Consider the following 15,894-nt stretch of genomic DNA (forward strand, 5'->3'; position numbering starts at 1 on the left):
GCGGCACTTTCCCGGGAAAGTGCCGCCCCCGGTGCTCACCCGGTCAGCTCGGCGAGGTGTTTCGCCGCCACCATCGCGCCGTCGGAACGGATTTCCCGGGCGACGGCCTTCGCTCGTTTGGCTGTTTCAGGGGCCAACGCCGTGGTGAGCGCGGCGGACAGCGAGTCGAACGTCGGCGTCGGGTCCAGGTGTGCCGCGCCGATGCCGAGTTCGGCGACCCGCGCCGCCCACAGCGGCTGGTCCGCGATCCGCGGGACGACCACCTGGGGCGAGCCGGAGCGGGACGCCGTCGTGGTCGTGCCCGCGCCGCCGTGGTGCACGACCGCGGCCACCCGGCCGAACAGCGCCTGCTGGTTGACCTCGCCGACGACGAAGCAGTCGTCGGCGTCGTCGATCGCGGCCAGCCCGGCCCAGCCGCGGGCGAGCACGATCCGGCGGCCCTGCGCGCGGACCGCCTCGATCGCCACCCGCGCGATGCCCTCCGGCGCATACGCGGCCATGCTGCCGAAACCGACGTAGACCGGCGGCTCGCCCGCGTCGAGGAACGCCTTCAGGTCGTCCGGCAGCAGCCGGTCGTCGGGCAGGATCCACGCGCCGGTCTGCAGCACGTCGAGGTCCGTCATGCCTTCCGACGGGCACAGCAGCGGGTCCGCCGCCAGCCACGGCCGGTCCGTGAAGACGTAGTCGCGGACGTTGTCCAGCGGCGGCAGGCCGATCGCCGCCCGGTGCTCGTCGACCGCCGGGCCGTACAGGTCGTTCACCCGCTCGGCGTCCTGCTTCCACAGCGTCCGGTTGTCGGCGTCCGGCGAGGACGGCGTGCCCGGCCGCCGCCCCGGCGGGAAGTGCCGCGACGGCAGCCCGAGCAGGTGGAAGCACCCCAGCACGTAGGGCAGGCCCAGCTTCTCGGCGACGTCCGGCGCGCCCGCCGGCATCAGCCCGGTCGCCAGCAGTGCGTCACACCCCTCGGCCGCCGCCATCAGCGTCTCGAACCGCGCGGCGACCAGCGCCGGCGCGAGCTTGAACGCCTCGGCCGCGCCCGGCGGCTTCGGCCCGGCGACGACCGAGCGGACCGTCGGGCCCAGCGGCACGTGCGTCACCCCGGCCCGCGCCAGCAGCGTCACGAAGTCGTCGTCGGGAGGCACGCACACCAGCGCCTCCCCGCCGAGCTCCCGCACCGCGACCGCGAGCCCCACGAGCGGTTCGACATCCCCGCGCGATCCCCAGCTCGTCAACAACACCCGCATGTACTTCCCCCGTTTTCCCTGGTGGTGGCCTTAGGCCGGCCATTGTGGGGGACCACCCCGGCCTTGCCGCAAGCCCGGGGGTGCGCTATACCTTGAAGGGGGCGGGGAGTTCTTCTTGTCGCAGTCAGCAACACTTGTAGTGACGAACGGTTGGGCCGAACCGCGCCGGGTTCGCGGTAGGATCCGGCCGTGCCCTACCGCACCCGGCCGCTGGACGCCTCGACGTGGGACGTGTTCGCGGAGCTCGTCGAGCGCAACAACGGCGTCTTCGGCGGCTGCTGGTGCCTGGGCTTCCACCCGGAAGGCACCCGGCGCGGGCCGGTGCGCCGGGCGCTGAAGGAAGAACGCGTCCGCACCGGCGGCGCGCACGCCGCCCTCGTGCTCGACGAAGACGGCGTCGCGCAGGGGTGGTGCCAGTACGGCGGCCCGGACGAGCTGCCCCGCATCAAGCACCGGCGCGAGTACGAGAAGGACGCGCCCCCGCGGCCGGACTGGCGGATCACGTGCTTCTTCGTCGACCGCAAGCACCGGCGTTCGGGCGTCGCTCGCGCGGCGCTGGCGGGAGCGGTGGCGCAGATCGCGGCGGCGGGCGGCGGGCTCGTCGAGGCGATCTCGGAGGTGACGGCCGGCCGCGAGGCGGCGGGCCGGTTCCTGTTCAGCGCCACCGTCGAGCTGTTCGAGGAGTCCGGGTTCACCCGCGTGCGGCAGGTCGGCGCGCACGCGTGGATCGTGAGCCGGGTGGTCTGAAGTTCAGCCCCAGATGGCTTCGGGGGCCGCGTCGGCGGGTGGTTCCCCGCCTGCTTCGGCGAACGCGGTGAGCGCGTCGACGAGTCCTTGCCGGCTGTCCTCCGGCATCTTCGCGACGATCTTGGCGATCTCCTTGCGCCGCCGGGTCGTCACCTGCCGGACGATCCGGGCCCCCTCCCGGGTGATCTCCAGCACGATCTCGCGGCGGGAAACGGGGCTGTGCTGGCGGTCGACGAGCCCGCCGCCGACCAGCCTGTCGACCATCCGGCTGGCCGTCGACGGCGTGACGCCGAGGTAGTCGGCGAGCGTGGCGTGCTTGAGCGGCCCGCGCGTGTGGAGCACGACGAGGAGCCGGAACTGCGGCAGGGTCAGGCTGCCCTCGGCCGCGGCGATCGACCGGACGGACACCGCCACCAGCAGCCGGGACGCGGTGAGGACGGCGTCGGTCAGCGAGTCGACACTCGCGGCGTCAATGCCCGGGTTCGTGCGGGTCATCCTTCAAGTGTGCCGGAAACGGGCCTGCCCCGGCGGGGTGACCCCCGGCTTGACAGCGGGCCCTCCCGTCTCGCACTATGCGAACAAGTGTTCGATGACTTTCTCCTGGGTTCGCCCGGTGCGAGTACGTGGTGCTGGAGGTGAGCGGTGGTGGCGGACGCGTCGGAGGCGCCGGCCGGGCTCGCGGCGATCCCGGGTGTCCGCACCGCGGGACAGCTGAGCCGGGACCAAGACGTGCTGACGGTGCTGCCACCCCTGGCCGGCCTCCTGCCCGGCGGCGGCCTGCGCCGCGGCACGACGGTGGCGGTGGCCGGCGCGACCTCGCTGGTCCTGGCGCTGGTGGCGGCGGCAACCCGCGACGGCTCGTGGGCGGCGGTGACGGCCCTCCCGGAGCTGGGCCTGGCCGCGGCGGCGGAGCTGGGCGTCGACCTGGACCGGATCGCGCTGGTGCCCCACCCGGGCGCGGAGCTGACGGCCGTGCTGTCGGCGCTGGTGGACGGGTTCGACCTGGTGGTGCTGGGCCCGGTGAGCGTGCAGCCCGCACTCGCGCGGCGGCTGGCGGCCCGCGTCCGCAACCGCGGCGCGGTGCTGCTGACGCTGGGGCCGTGGCCGGGAGCGGACGTGGAACTGCGGGTCTCCGGCCGCCGCTGGCACGGCCTCACCGCGGACGGCTACGGGCACTTGCGGGCCCGTGACGTGGTGGCGACGAGCCGTGGCCGCGGTTCGGCGGCCCGGCCGCTGTCGGTCCGGTTGCAACTGCCCGGGCCGGGTGGCGAGCTGACGAGCGGGTCGTCGGAGCGCCGGCTCGTCGAGGTGGCCGGGTGAGCCGGTTTTCGCTGCGGCCGAAGCGATTGGCCGCGTGGCGCGGGTTCACACCCGGCCGCGCGCCGCGGGATCGTGCGGTGAGTGGCTTGGTGCCTGCGGCGCTTCGGCCGGGCGGCGGGCGATGAGGAGTCTGGTGCTCGCCGCGGTCGTGGGGTTCGTCTGCGGTGCTTCGGCCGAGCGCTTCGGAGGGCGGGCGATGAGGGGTCTGGTGCCCGCCGCGGTCGTGGAGTTCGCCTGTGGTGCGGCGTTCGGCCGGGGTCGTGCGATGAGCGGCGGGCCGGGGTGGTCGTGGTTTCGGCGTTCGATCGTGGTGGCGCCGCAAGCGAACTGCCCGTGACCGCACCGCCCGAACTCGCGGGATGAGCGGTTCACCACGGCTGCTGGTGCTGTGGTGCCCGGACTGGCCGGTCGTCGCCGCGGGAGCCGCCGTCGGCACGCCGCCCCTCGCTCCCGCCGCGGTCTTCTCCGCCAGCCGGGTCGTTGCCTGCTCCGCCGCCGCGCGCCGCGACGGTGTCAAACGCGGCATGCGGCGGCGGGACGCGCAGTCGCGGTGTCCGGATCTCGTGGTGCACCAGCACGATCCCGATCGCGACGCCCGGCTCTTCGAACCCGTCGCCGCCGCCGTCGAAGGCCAGGCCGTCGGGGTCGAGGTCGTGCGGCCCGGGATCGTCGCCGTGCCCGTCGCCGGGGCCGCCGGGTACTTCGGCGGCGAAGAGGCCCTCGCCGAGTTGCTCATCAACGAGGTCTCGGCGCGGGCCGGCGTCGAATGCCAGGTCGGGATCGCCGACGGCCTGTTCGCCGCGACCCTCGCCGCGCGGCGCTCCGCCCTCGTTCCGCCCGGCGGCACGAACGCCTTCCTCGCGCCGCTCTCGATCGCCGAACTGGACCAGCCGGGCGACGACCGCGGTGAGCTCGTCGGGCTCCTGCAGCGGCTCGGCCTGCGCACCCTCGGCGCGTTCGCCGCCCTCGCCGAACGCGACGTCGCCGGCCGCTTCCCCCGGGACGCCGTCCTCGCCCACCGGCTCGCCCGCGGCCTCTCCGAGCGGCCGCCCCTGCGCCGCGCCCTGCCGCCGGACCTGGCCGTCACCGAGGAGTTCGACGACCCGCTGAGGAGGGTCGACGAAGCCGCCTTCGTCGCGAAGACCCTCGGCGAACGCTTCTTCGCCGGTCTCGCCGGCCACGGGCTCGCCTGCACCCGCCTGGCCATCGTCGCCGTCACCGAAGCCGGCGAAGAACGCGTGCGCGTCTGGCGCTGCGCCGAGCCCCTCACCGCCCGCTCGACCGCCGACCGCGTCCGCTGGCAGTGCGAAGGCTGGCTCACCGAGCGCGACCGGCCCACCGCCGGGATCGTCCGGCTGCGGCTCGACCCCGAAGAAGTCGTCGGCGGGCAGGCGCTGCAGCTGCAGCTCGGCTCGATGGGCCGCGACGCCGACGCCGCCGAGCGCGCGGCCCGCGCCCTGGTGCGCATCCAGGGCCTGCTGGGCCCGGACGCCGTCGTGACGCCGCTGCTGGACGGCGGCCGCGGGCCGGCCGAGCGCGTCCGGCTGGTCCCGTGGGGCGAGCCGCGGCGGTCCGCGGTCGAGGACCGGCCCTGGCCGGGACGGCTGCCTCCGCCGTCGCCGGCCCGCGTGCCGCCCCGGCCACCCGCGGCGGCGGTGCTCGACGCCGTCGGCGACCCCGTCCGCTGCACGCCTCGCGGCGAGCTGAGCTACCCGCCGGCGACGGTCGCGGTCGACGGCGGCCCGGTGCGCCGGGTGCTCGGCTCGGCCGGGCCGTGGGTGGTCCACCCGCCGCTGCCCGCGCGGGGCGAGCCCCCGGCCGCCCGCGTGCAGGTCGTGCTGGAAGGCGAGCGCGACGACCTCGCGCTGCTGCTCCGGGTCACCGCCGGGCCGGATCCACAGTGGACGGTCGAGGGCGTGTACGACTGACCGGCCGCCGAGCACTAGGGTGGACGCATGGGGACAGTCAGGCAGGTACAGGTCACGTTCGACTGCGCGGAACCCGAGCGCGTCGCCCGGTTCTGGTGCGAGGTGCTGGGGTACGTCGTCCCGCCACCGCCGGCGGGGTTCGGGAGCTGGGCGGAGTTCAGCGCCTCGCTGCCGCCGGAACGCCAGGGCGCGGGGTTCGTCTGCGGCGATCCCGAGGGCGTCGGGCCGCGGCTGTACTTCCAGCGCGTCCCCGAAGGCAAGGTCGTCAAGAACCGGGTGCACCTCGACGTGCGGGTCGGCACCGGGCTCGTCGGTGACGAGCGCCTCGCCGCCCTCCAGGCCGAGTGTGACCGCCTGACCGCGCTCGGCGCGCGCCGCGTGGACGTGCTGCTCGCCGACGAGTACAACGAGTCCTGCATCGTGATGCAGGACATCGAGGGCAACGAGTTCTGCCTCGACTGACCTTCGTCCAAGACCCGGGCCCGCGGCGCCCCTGACGTGTGACGGTGCCGACTCCGCTTCGTCCACAGTTGACACCGCGGGCTCCCCGGCACAGGATCGACCTACCGCAGTCGTCCGTGTGTTCGAACCGTAGTCGCCGGCTTCCCCCTGGCGGGTTTTCGTTGTGGGGAGCTGGTTTTGGCGTTCAACAATCCGAGCGTGCCGTGGTCGGAGGTGGAGCGGGTCGCCTCCGGGCGCGCGCCGCTGCCCGGCGACGGCTCCGACTCGCCCGCGTGGTCGCGCAAACGCGAAGGGTACGCCGGTGCGCCCGGCGACCTGCGGGACCGCCGGAGCCTGGACGACGGCGGTGACCGGATCCGGGCGCCCTACGCCGAACTGCACGTCCACTCCAACTTCAGCTTCCTCGACGGGGCCTCGCACCCCGAGACGCTCGTCGAGGAGGCCGCGCGGCTCGAGCTCGACGCGCTGGTGCTGACCGACCACGACGGCATGTACGGCGCCGTCCGGTTCAACGACGCCGCCCGCGAGCTCGGCGTCCGGGTCGGCTTCGGGGCCGAGCTGTCGCTCGACCTGCCCGCGCCGCAGACCGGCGAACCGGACCCGAAGGGCTCGCACCTGCTGGTGATCGCCCGGCGGCAGGAGGGCTACCACCGGCTGTGCCGCGTCATCTCCCGCGCCCAGATCGCCGGCGGGGAGAAGGGCCGTCCGGTCTACGACCTCGAGGAGCTGGTCGGCGAGCTGGCCGGGCACGTCGTCGTGCTGACCGGGTGCCGCAAGGGGCCGGTCCGCCGCGCGCTCGCCGAGCACGGGCCCGCCGCCGCGCGGGCCGAGCTGGCGCGGCTCGTCGGCTGGTTCGGGCGCTCGCACGTCGCCGTGGAGCTGATCGACCACCGGCTGCCCCTCGACGACGCGGTCAACGACCAGCTCGACGAGCTGGCCCGCGAGCTGCGGCTGCCGACCGTCGTCTCGAACAACGCGCACTACGCCCGCCCGGACGACGCCGTCGTGGCCGAGATGGTCGCCGCCGTCCGCGCCCGGCGCTCGGCCGAAGACCTCGAGGGCTGGCGGCCGCCGTCGGGCCAGGCGTTCCTGCGCTCCGGGATGGAGCAGCGGCGGCGGTTCGAGCGCCGCTACCCGGGCGCGGTCGGGCGCGCCGCCGTGCTGGGCGTCGAGGTCGCGTTCGACCTGACCCTGGTCGCGCCGGACCTGCCGCCGTTCCCGGTCCCGCCCGGGCACGACGAGATGTCGTTCCTGCGCGAGCTGACCCGGGCGGGCGCGGCGAAGCGGTACGGGCCGCGTGAGGAGAACCCGAAGGCCTACGCCCAGCTCGACCACGAGCTCGCCATCATCGAGGCCCTCGGCTTCCCCGGCTACTTCCTGGTGGTGTGGGACATCGTCCGGTTCTGCAAGGAGGCGAAGATCCTCTGCCAGGGCCGGGGTTCGGCCGCGAACTCGGCGGTCTGCTACGCGCTGGAGATCTGCCACGCCGACCCGGTGAAGTGGAACCTGCTGTTCGAGCGGTTCCTGGCCCCCGAGCGCGACGGCCCGCCGGACATCGACATCGACATCGAGTCCGACCGGCGCGAGGAAGCGATCCAGTACGTCTACGAGAAGCACGGCCGCTTCCACGCCGCGCAGGTCGCGAACGTCATCACCTACCGGGCGCCGTCCGCGATCCGCGACGCCGCGAAGGCGCTCGGGCACAGCCCCGGCCGGCAGGACGCCTTCGGCAAGCTCGTCGACCGCTGGGGCGGCGTCGCGGCGACGAAACAGCAGGCGGCCGGTGAGATCCCCGCCGACGTCCTCGAGCTGGCCGCCCGGATCGAGGACTTCCCGCGCCACCTCGGCATCCACTCCGGCGGCATGGTCATCTCGAAGCAGCCGGTGTCCGAAGTGGTCCCGGTCGAATGGGCCACCATGGCCGACCGCAGCGTGCTGCAGTGGGACAAGGACGACTGCGCGACCGTCGGGCTGGTCAAGTTCGACCTGCTCGGCCTCGGCATGCTGTCCGCCCTGCACTACACGATCGACCTGGTCGCCGCCCACCACGGGTCCACTGTGGACATCGGGCAGCTCGACCTCGCCGATCCGGCGGTCTACGACATGCTCTGCGAGGCGGACGCGGTCGGGGTGTTCCAGGTGGAGTCCCGCGCCCAGCTGGCGACGTTGCCGCGGCTGCGGCCGCGGAAGTTCTACGACCTCGTCGTGGAGGTCGCGCTGATCCGGCCCGGCCCGATCCAGGGCGGCTCGGTGCACCCGTACATCCGGCGCCGCCGCGGCGACGAGCAGTGGGAACACGCCCACCCGCTGCTGGCGTCCAGTTTGGACCGGACGCTCGGGGTGCCGCTGTTCCAGGAGCAGGTGATGCAGATGGCCGTCGACGTCGCGTCGTTCACCCCGGCCGAGGCCGACCGGCTGCGCCGGGCGATGGGTGCCAAGCGGTCGAGCGCGAAGATGCGGGCGCTGATGGCGCGGTTCTTCGACGGCTGCGCGCGCAACGGCCTCGACCGCGAGCTGGCGACGCGGATCTTCGAGCAGATCCACGCCTTTTCCGGCTACGGCTTCCCCGAGGCGCACTCGATGTCGTTCGCGTTGCTGGTGTACGCGAGCGCGTGGTTCAAGCGCTACTACCCGGCCGCGTTCTGCGCCGGGTTGCTGCGCGCGCAGCCGATGGGCTTCTACAGCCCGCAGTCGCTGGTCGCCGACGCGCGCCGCCACGGCGTCCGCGTCCGGGAGCCGGACATCAACGCCAGCCTCGCGCACGCGACGCTCGAACCCGACGCCGGGAGCACCGGCGGCGTCGCGCTCCGGCTGGGCCTCGCCGGCGTCCGGCACCTCGGGGACGCCGTCGCGGACGAGATCGTCGCCGAACGCGCCGCGAACGGCCCGTACGCCGGCGTCGGCGACCTCACCCGCCGCGTCCAGCTGAAGAAGAACGCCGTCGAAGCGCTGGCGACGGCCGGCGCGTTCGGCGGCGACCGGCGGCAGGACCTCTGGGCGGCCGGCGCCGCGGCGGCCACCCGGCCCGGGCACCTCCCCGGCCTGGCCCCGGGCCTCGACGCGCCCGCGTTGCCGGGCATGACGCGCCTCGAGGTCACGGCCGCGGACCTGTGGGCCACGAGCGTCTCGCCGGACAGCCACCCGGTGGAGTACCTGCGCGAGTTCCTGGCCGCGCGCGGCGCGATCACGACGGCCGAGCTGACGCGGGTGCCGGACGGGACGCGGGTGTGGGTCGGCGGCGCGGTCACGCACCGGCAGCGGCCCGCGACCGCCGGCGGGATCACGTTCCTCAACGTCGAGGACGAGACGGGCATGGCGAACGTCCTGGTCTCGCCGGGGTTGTGGGCCCGGCAGCGGCTGGTCGCCCGCACGAGCGCGGCGCTGCTGGTCCGCGGCCGGGTCCAGGCGGCCGAGGGAGTCGTCACGCTCGTCGCGGACCGGCTCGAGCGCCTCGACCTCCGGATGGCGGCGGGCCCGTCCCGGGACTTCCGTTGACTTCCGGGCCCGGTCCTGGTTCTCTGCTCTGAGAGCGCTCCCAGCCATCCGTTCGTGCCCACGAGAGGATGGACCTTCGATGACAGCTCGACGTCTGCGCTGGGCGGCGTGGCCGGTGGCCGCGGTGCTCGTGGCGGCCGTACCGGCGGCCGCGGCGGCGCCGCCCGAAACGACCGTCACAGTCAACGTCAAAGCGGGGCTGGCCACCGTGCCGGACACCGCGCTCGGCGTCAACCACGCGGTGTGGGACAGCCAGCTCGGCACCGATGCCGTGGCCGACCTCCTCGGCGGCGCCGGGGTCCGCACGATGCGCTACCCCGGCGGCTCCTACGGCGACATCTACCACTGGAAGGACAACACCGCGCCCGGCGGCTACGTCGCGCCCGGCACGGACTTCGACACGTTCATGGGCGGCGTCCGGCGGGCCGGCGCGCAGCCGATCGTCATCGCCAACTACGGCACCGGGACGCCGCAGGAGGCCGCCGACTGGGTGCGCTACGCCAACGTCACCAAGGGCTACGGCGTCCGCTACTGGGAAATCGGGAACGAGCTCTACGGCAACGGCCACTACGGCGCGAACTGGGAGGCCGACGACCACGAGGACAAGAGCCCGGCCGGGTACGCCGCCGGCGTCGTGGCCTACGCCGACGCGATGAAGGCCGTCGACCCGTCGGTGCGGATCGGCGTGGTGCTCACGACCCCGGCGAACTGGCCCGACGGCATCGTCGGCCCCGGCGACACCGCGGCGTGGAACCAGACGGTGCTCTCGATCGCGGGGCCGCACGTCGACTTCGCCGTGCTGCACTGGTACCCGGGCGGGGCGACGGCCGCGGAGGCGCTCACGAAGACCGAGCAGGTGGAAGACATGCTCTACCTGGTGCGCGAGCAGATCACGCGCTACGCGGGCAAGCCGCTGGGCATCGCCCTGACCGAGACGAACACGCCGGTGGGCATGAACACCCAGCCCGGCGCGCTGTTCGCGGCCGAGGCGTACACGGCCATGCTGGAAAACGGCGTCTTCACGGTCGACTGGTGGGACACGCACAACGGCGCGACCGCACTGTCCACTGTGGCCGGTTACCCCGACTACGCCGACTTCGGCCTGCTGTCGAGCGCGACCTGCCTGGCGGGCGGCTGCGAACCCGCGCTCAACACACCGTTCGCGCCCTACTACGCCGTGAAGATGCTGAGCACGTTCGCGCGTCCCGGCGACCAGTTCGTCCGGGCGGGCTCGGACGACCCGCTGGTCGACGCGCACGCGGTGCGCCGGCCGAACGGGGACCTGGCGGTGTTGCTGGTGAACGAGGATCCGTCCGCGGCGCGCGTGGTGAACCTCGGCTCTTCGTCCGTCGCCGAGGTCTCCACTTTCACGAACGGCGCGACGTCGATCACCCGCGCGTCTTCGTGGGACCGGACGCTGCCGCCGTACTCGCTGACGACGGTGGTGCTGCACTCCGCGGCCCCGGCGCTGAGCGCACCGGGCCGCCCGGCGGCGACGACGACCGACCGCACGGCGACGATCAGCTGGCCCGCGTCGGCGCCGGGCGTGAAGTACGAGGTGTACCGCCAGGTGGGCGTGGTCAGCGAGCAGTGGGGCGAGACGACGGGCACGTCGCTCACCGTCGGCAACCTGGTCCCGGGCAGCCGGTACACGGTGAACGTCCTGGCCCGGGACGGCGCGGGCAACGTCTCGTGGGCGTCACCCCCGCTGACGCTGACGACCGGCGCGCCGTCGGCGAGCGGCTGCACGGTCCGGCTGACCGACGTCAACGACTGGGCGAGCGGTTTCGTCGGCGGGATCCACGTGGCTTCGGCGGCCCCGGTGGGTGATTGGACGTTGACGTTCACCTGGCCGACGGCGCGCCAGCGGATCACGAGCGGGTGGAACGGAACGTGGACCCAGGAGGGGTCGGCGGTGAAGGTGACGTCATCGGCTGCCCTGGCCGCGGACATCGGGTTCGTAGCGGACTACAGCGGCCCGAACATCCTGCCGACGGCATTCCGGCTGAACGGCGAGGTGTGCGCCCTCGGCTGAGCGGTCAGCCCGAATTGGCCAGGTGGGCCAGCGCCGACCGCAGCACGCGCTGCGCGTCGGCGTCCAGGCCCGCCAGCCGCCGGTCTTCGACCACCCTGATTCCGGCGCGCACCGAAGCGTGCCTTCGCGCGCCGGACGGGGTCAGCCGGACGATGCGGGCGCGGCGGTCCGCCGGGTCCGGCTCGCGGACGACCAGCCCGGCCGCCTCCAGGCCGTCCAGCAGGGCGATCAAGCGGGTCTTGTCGTAGTGGATCTGCTGGGCCAGGGCCAGCTGGCTCGCCGCCGCCCCGGAGGAGAGGGCGGACAGCACCACGTACTGCCACATCGAAAGCCCGTGCTCCTCGAGCACGGGCCGCTCGGCCTCGGCCAGCACCCGGCCCGCGCCGGCGCAGAGGGCCCCGAGATCGTCGTCCTCGTTCACCGGCGAAATCTTACGCGTGGACAGATGATAAGCAGATGCGTATCGTTTGGGTCATGACATCATTCGCGCCAGGGCGCGCCGAGACACGCTCGATCTCCGTCGCCACCTCGCCCGAGCAGGTCTTCGACTACCTCGCCGACCCCCGCCACGTGCCGGAGTGGGCGCCGGGCTTCGCGTCCGCCATCGAGCACGACCACGACGAAATCTGGCGCGTCCACACCGAAGCCGGCCCGCGGCAGGTCGTTGTGAAGGCGGCCAAGGCGCACGGCGTGGTCGACGTCGTCAGCGCGGACGCGCCGAACCTGGGCCTGTTCACGCGCGTGGTGCCCAACCTGACGGGCGCCGAGCTGATCTTCAGCCTGTTCTTCCCCGCGGACACCGACCCCGCGGCGGTCGACGCGCAGATGGCGGTGGTCGACCAGGAGCTGCGCGCGGTCCGCGAGCGCGTCGAACGGTGAACCGCGAAATCCGAACCCTCGACGACCTGCTGCGCATGCTCGACGACCTGGTCGGCACCCCCATTTCCTGGGACGGCTTCTACGAAGACCGCGACCGCCCGATCCCGTTCTTCGCCGACCGGCCCGACGAGAACCTCGACGCCTGGCTCCGCGAAGGCCCGCTCGACGGCGGCCGCGCGCTGGAACTGGGGTGCGGCCCAGGACGCAACGCGCGGCGGCTCGCCGAGGCGGGCTACGAAGTCGACGCGGTCGACGGCTCGGCGTCCGCCATCGCGTGGGCGCGGGAACGCGCACCCGGCCTTCGGTTCCACCAAACCGACATCTTCGCCATGGACCTGCCGCACGAGGCGTACGACCTGGTCTGCGACTCGGGCTGCTTGCACCACCTCGCCCCGCACCGGCGGATCAGCTACCTGGCGCTGCTCGACCGGTACCTGAAACCCGGCGGTCACTTCGGCCTGGTGTGCTTCGCCGCGGGCACCGGTGACGCGAACTCCGGCACCGAACTCCCGGACGCGCAGCTCTACCGCGACGGCAGCCTCCACGGCGGCCTCGCCTACACCCCGGCGGAACTGCGCCGCCTCTTCGCCGGCTACACCGAGGTCGAACTCCGCCCGATGGCCGAAAAGGGCGGCCTCTTCGGCGTCCCGTTCCTACTCGCCGCCCTGTTCCGGAAGGAGTGAAAAGCCCGGTGGCAGCCGCAGTTCGGTGACTTCGCCGGCCGCGTTGATCGCGACGTCCAGGGTGCCGCCCGCCAGTGGCAGGCCCTGGACTCGCACCGCACCCACCGGGCTCGGCCGTGGCGGGGACAGCGTCACCGTCCCGGCCGGGACGTCGGCGTCCAAGCCGAGGAACGCCATCAGCAGCGTCACCGCGGCCGCCGCCGACCAGGCCTGCGGGCGGCAGGACGCCGGGTAGGGGAGCGGCGCCGACGTCTCGTCGGGACCGTGCCCGGAGAACAGCTCCGGCAGCCGGTAGCCGAACGCCGGGGCGGCCGTGAGCAGTTGCGCGGCCAGCGAAGCGGCCAGCGGACCTTGGCCGGAGCGCTGCAGACCCCGGACGACGACCGCCGTGTCGTGGGGCCAGATCGAGCCGCAGTGGTAGCTCAGCGGCGAATAGCCCCCGGCCGACGCGCTCATCGTGCGCAGGCCGAATCCCGACGCCAGTGAGGAGTCCAGCAGCAGGGCCCCGATCGACGTGCTTTCCGCGGCGGAGACCAGGCCGGTGCCGAGCAGGTGGCCGATGTTGCTCGTCAGCGCGTCGACCGGGCGCTTGTCGCCGTCCAGGGCCAAAGCGGGGTAGTGGCCGTCCGAAGTGGACACCCAGAACCGGTCGCGGAAGCGGGTCCGCAGCGCCGACGCCCACTCGGCGAGGCCGTCGCATGGTTCGCCGAGGGCAGTCAGCAACGTGACCGAGCGCTCGACGGCTTCGTGTTGGTACGCCTGGACTTCCGCCAGGGCGATCGGCGGCTTCGCCTGCTCGCCGTCGAAGAAGCGGACCGCGTCGCCCGAGTCCTTCCAGCCCTGGTTGGCCAGGCCGCGGCCGCTCTCGTCGCGGTATTCGGCGAACCCGTCGCCGTCCGAGTCGGCGGCGCCCGTGATCCAGGACAGCGCGAACCGCAGCGTCGGCAGCAGGTCGCGGACCTCGTCCTCGGGCAGGCCCCAGCGCCACGCGTCGTGCAGCAGGCACACCCACAACGCCGTCGCGTCGACCGTCCCGTAGTACTCGGCGGGCAGCGACGCGTCGTGCAGCTCGATCGGATCCCGGCGCCGCTCGTGCAGGATCTTGCCCGGCGCTTCGCCGGTCGCCGGGTCGTGCCGCGTGCCCTGCGCCCGGGCGAGCGTCCGGAGCGTGCCGCCCGCGAGGTCCACCGAGAGCGGCAACGCGAGCCGCGCCGCCCAGAGGCTGTCGCGGCCGAACAACGTCAGGAACCACGGCGCGCCCGCGCCGGCGAACGCGTCGGCGGGGTGCTCGCGCTCGGCGAGCAGGAGGCCGTCGAGGTCGTCGAGCGCCCGGTCGAGCAACGCCGTGAGGCGGCGGTCGTCGGCGTGCACCGAAGGACGCGGCAGTCGCGTGCCGCCCGGGACGAACAGCGCCCGCTCGTCGGACACCCGCACTGACCAGCGCAGGGTGGCCGGGCCCTCGACGGTCCACCGCAGCCGGACGCGGGGGCCGTCGGCGACGGCTTCGGCGCCCTCGGCCGTCACCTCGGAGACCGCCGAGTCCGTGGTCCACCGCATGCCGTCCGGGACGACGGGCGCGCGACGGCCCCCCGACTTGATCTCGTCGATCGGTGCGAAGTCGGCCGCCAGCACCACTTCCACGACGTGGCGGCGGCTCACCCCGCCGGTCGAGACGAGCGAGAGCTCCTCGGTCATCCCGTCCGCCGTGACGCGCCGGTCGCGCCGCAGCCACACGGTCGGGTCGGGCCCCGGCCGGCCGAGCCGGCGCAGCAGCCCGGTGAACCGGGCGTGGCCGGCGCCGGGTTCGTCGCCGCCGATGGCCTCCGGTTCGTCCCCGTCGACCGTCACGACGGCTTCGCTGAGCAGCCGCAGGTCACCGTGCAGGAGCCCTTGGGTTCCGCCGGCGCGGATCTGCCCGTCCCGGCCGGACAGGACGACGGTCGGCGCGTGCAGGGCGATCGCGAGGTCGTGGAGCAGGGGCTGAAGGTCGGCCATGCCTACGATTGGATCGATCAAACGAAAGAATGTCAACTGGATCCGAGGTCTTGACAGCTCAACGCCGCAGGGGTCAAAGTTGCCGCCAGTTGAACGTTCAAACCGGAGGCGAACACATGGGACGGCCCACGCTGAACTCGGTGGCCCAGGAGGCCGCTGTGTCGCGCCAGACCGTCTCGAACGTGATCAACTCGCCCGAGGTCGTCAGCCCGGAGACGCGCGAACGCGTCCAGGCCGCCATCGAGAAGCTGGGCTACCGCCCGAACACCGCCGCGCGGCAGATGCGCACGACGCGTTCGCAGATCATCGGGCTCTGCATCCCGCCGTCGGGCAACGGCGTCAGCGGCGTCGTCCTCGACCAGTTCCTGCACTCGCTCACGGCGACCGCCGAACGCTTCGACCACCGGATCATGCTGTTCACCGCGGCCGACGACGAAGCCGAGACCCGCGCCTACGCCGACCTGATCGCGTCGGTCGGCATCGACGGCTTCGTGCTGACCAACACCCACCACGACGACCTGCGCACCCGCTGGCTGCTCGAGCGCGAGCTGCCGTTCGTGTCCTTCGGCCGCCCGTGGGGTGCCGAGGACACCCACCCCTGGGTCGACGTCGACGGCGCCGCCGGCACCCGCCTGGCCACCGACCACCTGGTGCGCCAGGGCCACCGGAAGATCGCCTTCGTCGGCTGGCCGGAGGGCTCGGGCAGTGGTGACGACCGCCGCGCGGGCTGGGCCGCCGGCCTGGCCGCGGCCGCGGTGGGCGAAGGCCCGCAGGTCGCGGTGTACGACGGCGTCGAGGGTGGCCGCTCGGCCGCCGCCCGCCTGCTCGACGCGCACCACCCGACTGCCTTCGTCTGCGCCAGCGACTCCCTCGCCCTCGGCGTGACGGCCGAACTGCGCGACCGCGGCATCCGCCCCGGCGCCGACGCTTCCGTCATCGGCTTCGACGACACCCCGACCGCCGCGGTGCTGGGCCTGAGCAGCGTCGCGCAGCCCATCTCCGACGTCGCCGCCGAGTGCGTGCGGCAGCTGCGGACCATCCTGCGCGGGCAGACCGAGCCCGCGACCACCCTGTTCACCCCGCACCTCGTCCTGCGCACGACCTGA

The 15,894-nt window shown here is 73.8% G+C and carries 13 protein-coding genes; 9 read left to right on the forward strand and 4 right to left on the reverse strand.

Going from position 1 to position 15,894, the window contains the following annotated elements; all coding sequences use genetic code 11:
- Positions 1-35: 35 nt before the first annotated feature.
- Positions 36-1,244, reverse strand: a complete 1,209-nt coding sequence (locus tag ACWEN0_RS37420) for a glycosyltransferase (protein ID WP_451984461.1) — start codon at positions 1,242-1,244, stop codon at positions 36-38.
- Between the two features lie 189 nt (positions 1,245-1,433).
- Between ACWEN0_RS37420 and ACWEN0_RS37425 the strand changes: the two genes are divergently transcribed.
- The gene (locus tag ACWEN0_RS37425; protein WP_451984463.1) at positions 1,434-1,991 is read left to right on the forward strand and encodes a GNAT family N-acetyltransferase; all 558 of its coding nucleotides are present in this window, start codon (positions 1,434-1,436) and stop codon (positions 1,989-1,991) included.
- A gap of 3 nt (positions 1,992-1,994) precedes the next feature.
- Here ACWEN0_RS37425 and ACWEN0_RS37430 read toward each other — a convergent pair whose 3' ends face one another.
- Positions 1,995-2,486, reverse strand: coding sequence for a MarR family winged helix-turn-helix transcriptional regulator (locus ACWEN0_RS37430; protein ID WP_451984465.1), 492 nt, complete (start codon positions 2,484-2,486; stop codon positions 1,995-1,997).
- A 147-nt stretch (positions 2,487-2,633) separates the two neighbouring features.
- Between ACWEN0_RS37430 and ACWEN0_RS37435 the strand changes: the two genes are divergently transcribed.
- The 5 genes from ACWEN0_RS37435 to ACWEN0_RS37455 all read left to right on the forward strand — a co-directional run bounded on the left by ACWEN0_RS37435 (position 2,634) and on the right by ACWEN0_RS37455 (position 11,231).
- Positions 2,634-3,311 (forward strand): hypothetical protein, encoded by a 678-nt coding sequence (locus tag ACWEN0_RS37435; RefSeq protein ID WP_451984467.1) that lies wholly within the window; start codon positions 2,634-2,636, stop codon positions 3,309-3,311.
- Positions 3,312-3,670: 359 nt separating this feature from the next.
- Positions 3,671-5,239, forward strand: a complete 1,569-nt coding sequence (locus ACWEN0_RS37440) for a DNA polymerase Y family protein (RefSeq protein ID WP_451984469.1) — start codon at positions 3,671-3,673, stop codon at positions 5,237-5,239.
- A gap of 27 nt (positions 5,240-5,266) precedes the next feature.
- Entirely contained in the window at positions 5,267-5,701 is a 435-nt protein-coding gene (locus ACWEN0_RS37445) for a VOC family protein (protein ID WP_451984471.1), read from the forward strand.
- Positions 5,702-5,878: 177 nt separating this feature from the next.
- Positions 5,879-9,196, forward strand: a complete 3,318-nt coding sequence (locus ACWEN0_RS37450) for an error-prone DNA polymerase (protein ID WP_451984473.1) — start codon at positions 5,879-5,881, stop codon at positions 9,194-9,196.
- A gap of 79 nt (positions 9,197-9,275) precedes the next feature.
- A complete protein-coding gene (locus tag ACWEN0_RS37455; protein ID WP_451984475.1) occupies positions 9,276-11,231 on the forward strand; it encodes a cellulose binding domain-containing protein in 1,956 nt (651 codons plus the stop codon).
- Positions 11,232-11,235: 4 nt separating this feature from the next.
- Here the strand turns inward: ACWEN0_RS37455 and ACWEN0_RS37460 are convergent, their stop codons facing one another.
- A complete protein-coding gene (locus tag ACWEN0_RS37460; protein WP_451984477.1) occupies positions 11,236-11,652 on the reverse strand; it encodes a MarR family winged helix-turn-helix transcriptional regulator in 417 nt (138 codons plus the stop codon).
- A gap of 53 nt (positions 11,653-11,705) precedes the next feature.
- Here ACWEN0_RS37460 and ACWEN0_RS37465 point away from each other — a divergent pair, with 53 nt between their 5' ends.
- Both ACWEN0_RS37465 and ACWEN0_RS37470 read left to right on the forward strand, forming a co-directional pair.
- The gene (locus ACWEN0_RS37465) at positions 11,706-12,110 is read left to right on the forward strand and encodes an SRPBCC family protein (protein ID WP_451984479.1); all 405 of its coding nucleotides are present in this window, start codon (positions 11,706-11,708) and stop codon (positions 12,108-12,110) included.
- Positions 12,107-12,793, forward strand: a complete 687-nt coding sequence (locus ACWEN0_RS37470) for a class I SAM-dependent methyltransferase (RefSeq protein ID WP_451984481.1) — start codon at positions 12,107-12,109, stop codon at positions 12,791-12,793. The genes ACWEN0_RS37465 and ACWEN0_RS37470 overlap by 4 nt, the downstream gene beginning before the upstream one ends.
- On the opposite strand, the gene ACWEN0_RS37475 is transcribed toward ACWEN0_RS37470, so the two are convergent.
- Positions 12,764-14,788: an amylo-alpha-1,6-glucosidase gene (locus tag ACWEN0_RS37475; protein WP_451984483.1), complete on the reverse strand. Its 2,025-nt coding sequence runs from the start codon at positions 14,786-14,788 to the stop codon at positions 12,764-12,766. The two genes, ACWEN0_RS37470 and ACWEN0_RS37475, sit on opposite strands and share 30 nt — an antisense overlap.
- A gap of 116 nt (positions 14,789-14,904) precedes the next feature.
- On the opposite strand from ACWEN0_RS37475, the gene ACWEN0_RS37480 reads away from it, so the two are divergent.
- Positions 14,905-15,894, forward strand: coding sequence for a LacI family DNA-binding transcriptional regulator (locus ACWEN0_RS37480; protein WP_451984485.1), 990 nt, complete (start codon positions 14,905-14,907; stop codon positions 15,892-15,894).

This window comes from Amycolatopsis sp. NPDC004378 (genome assembly GCF_053602455.1).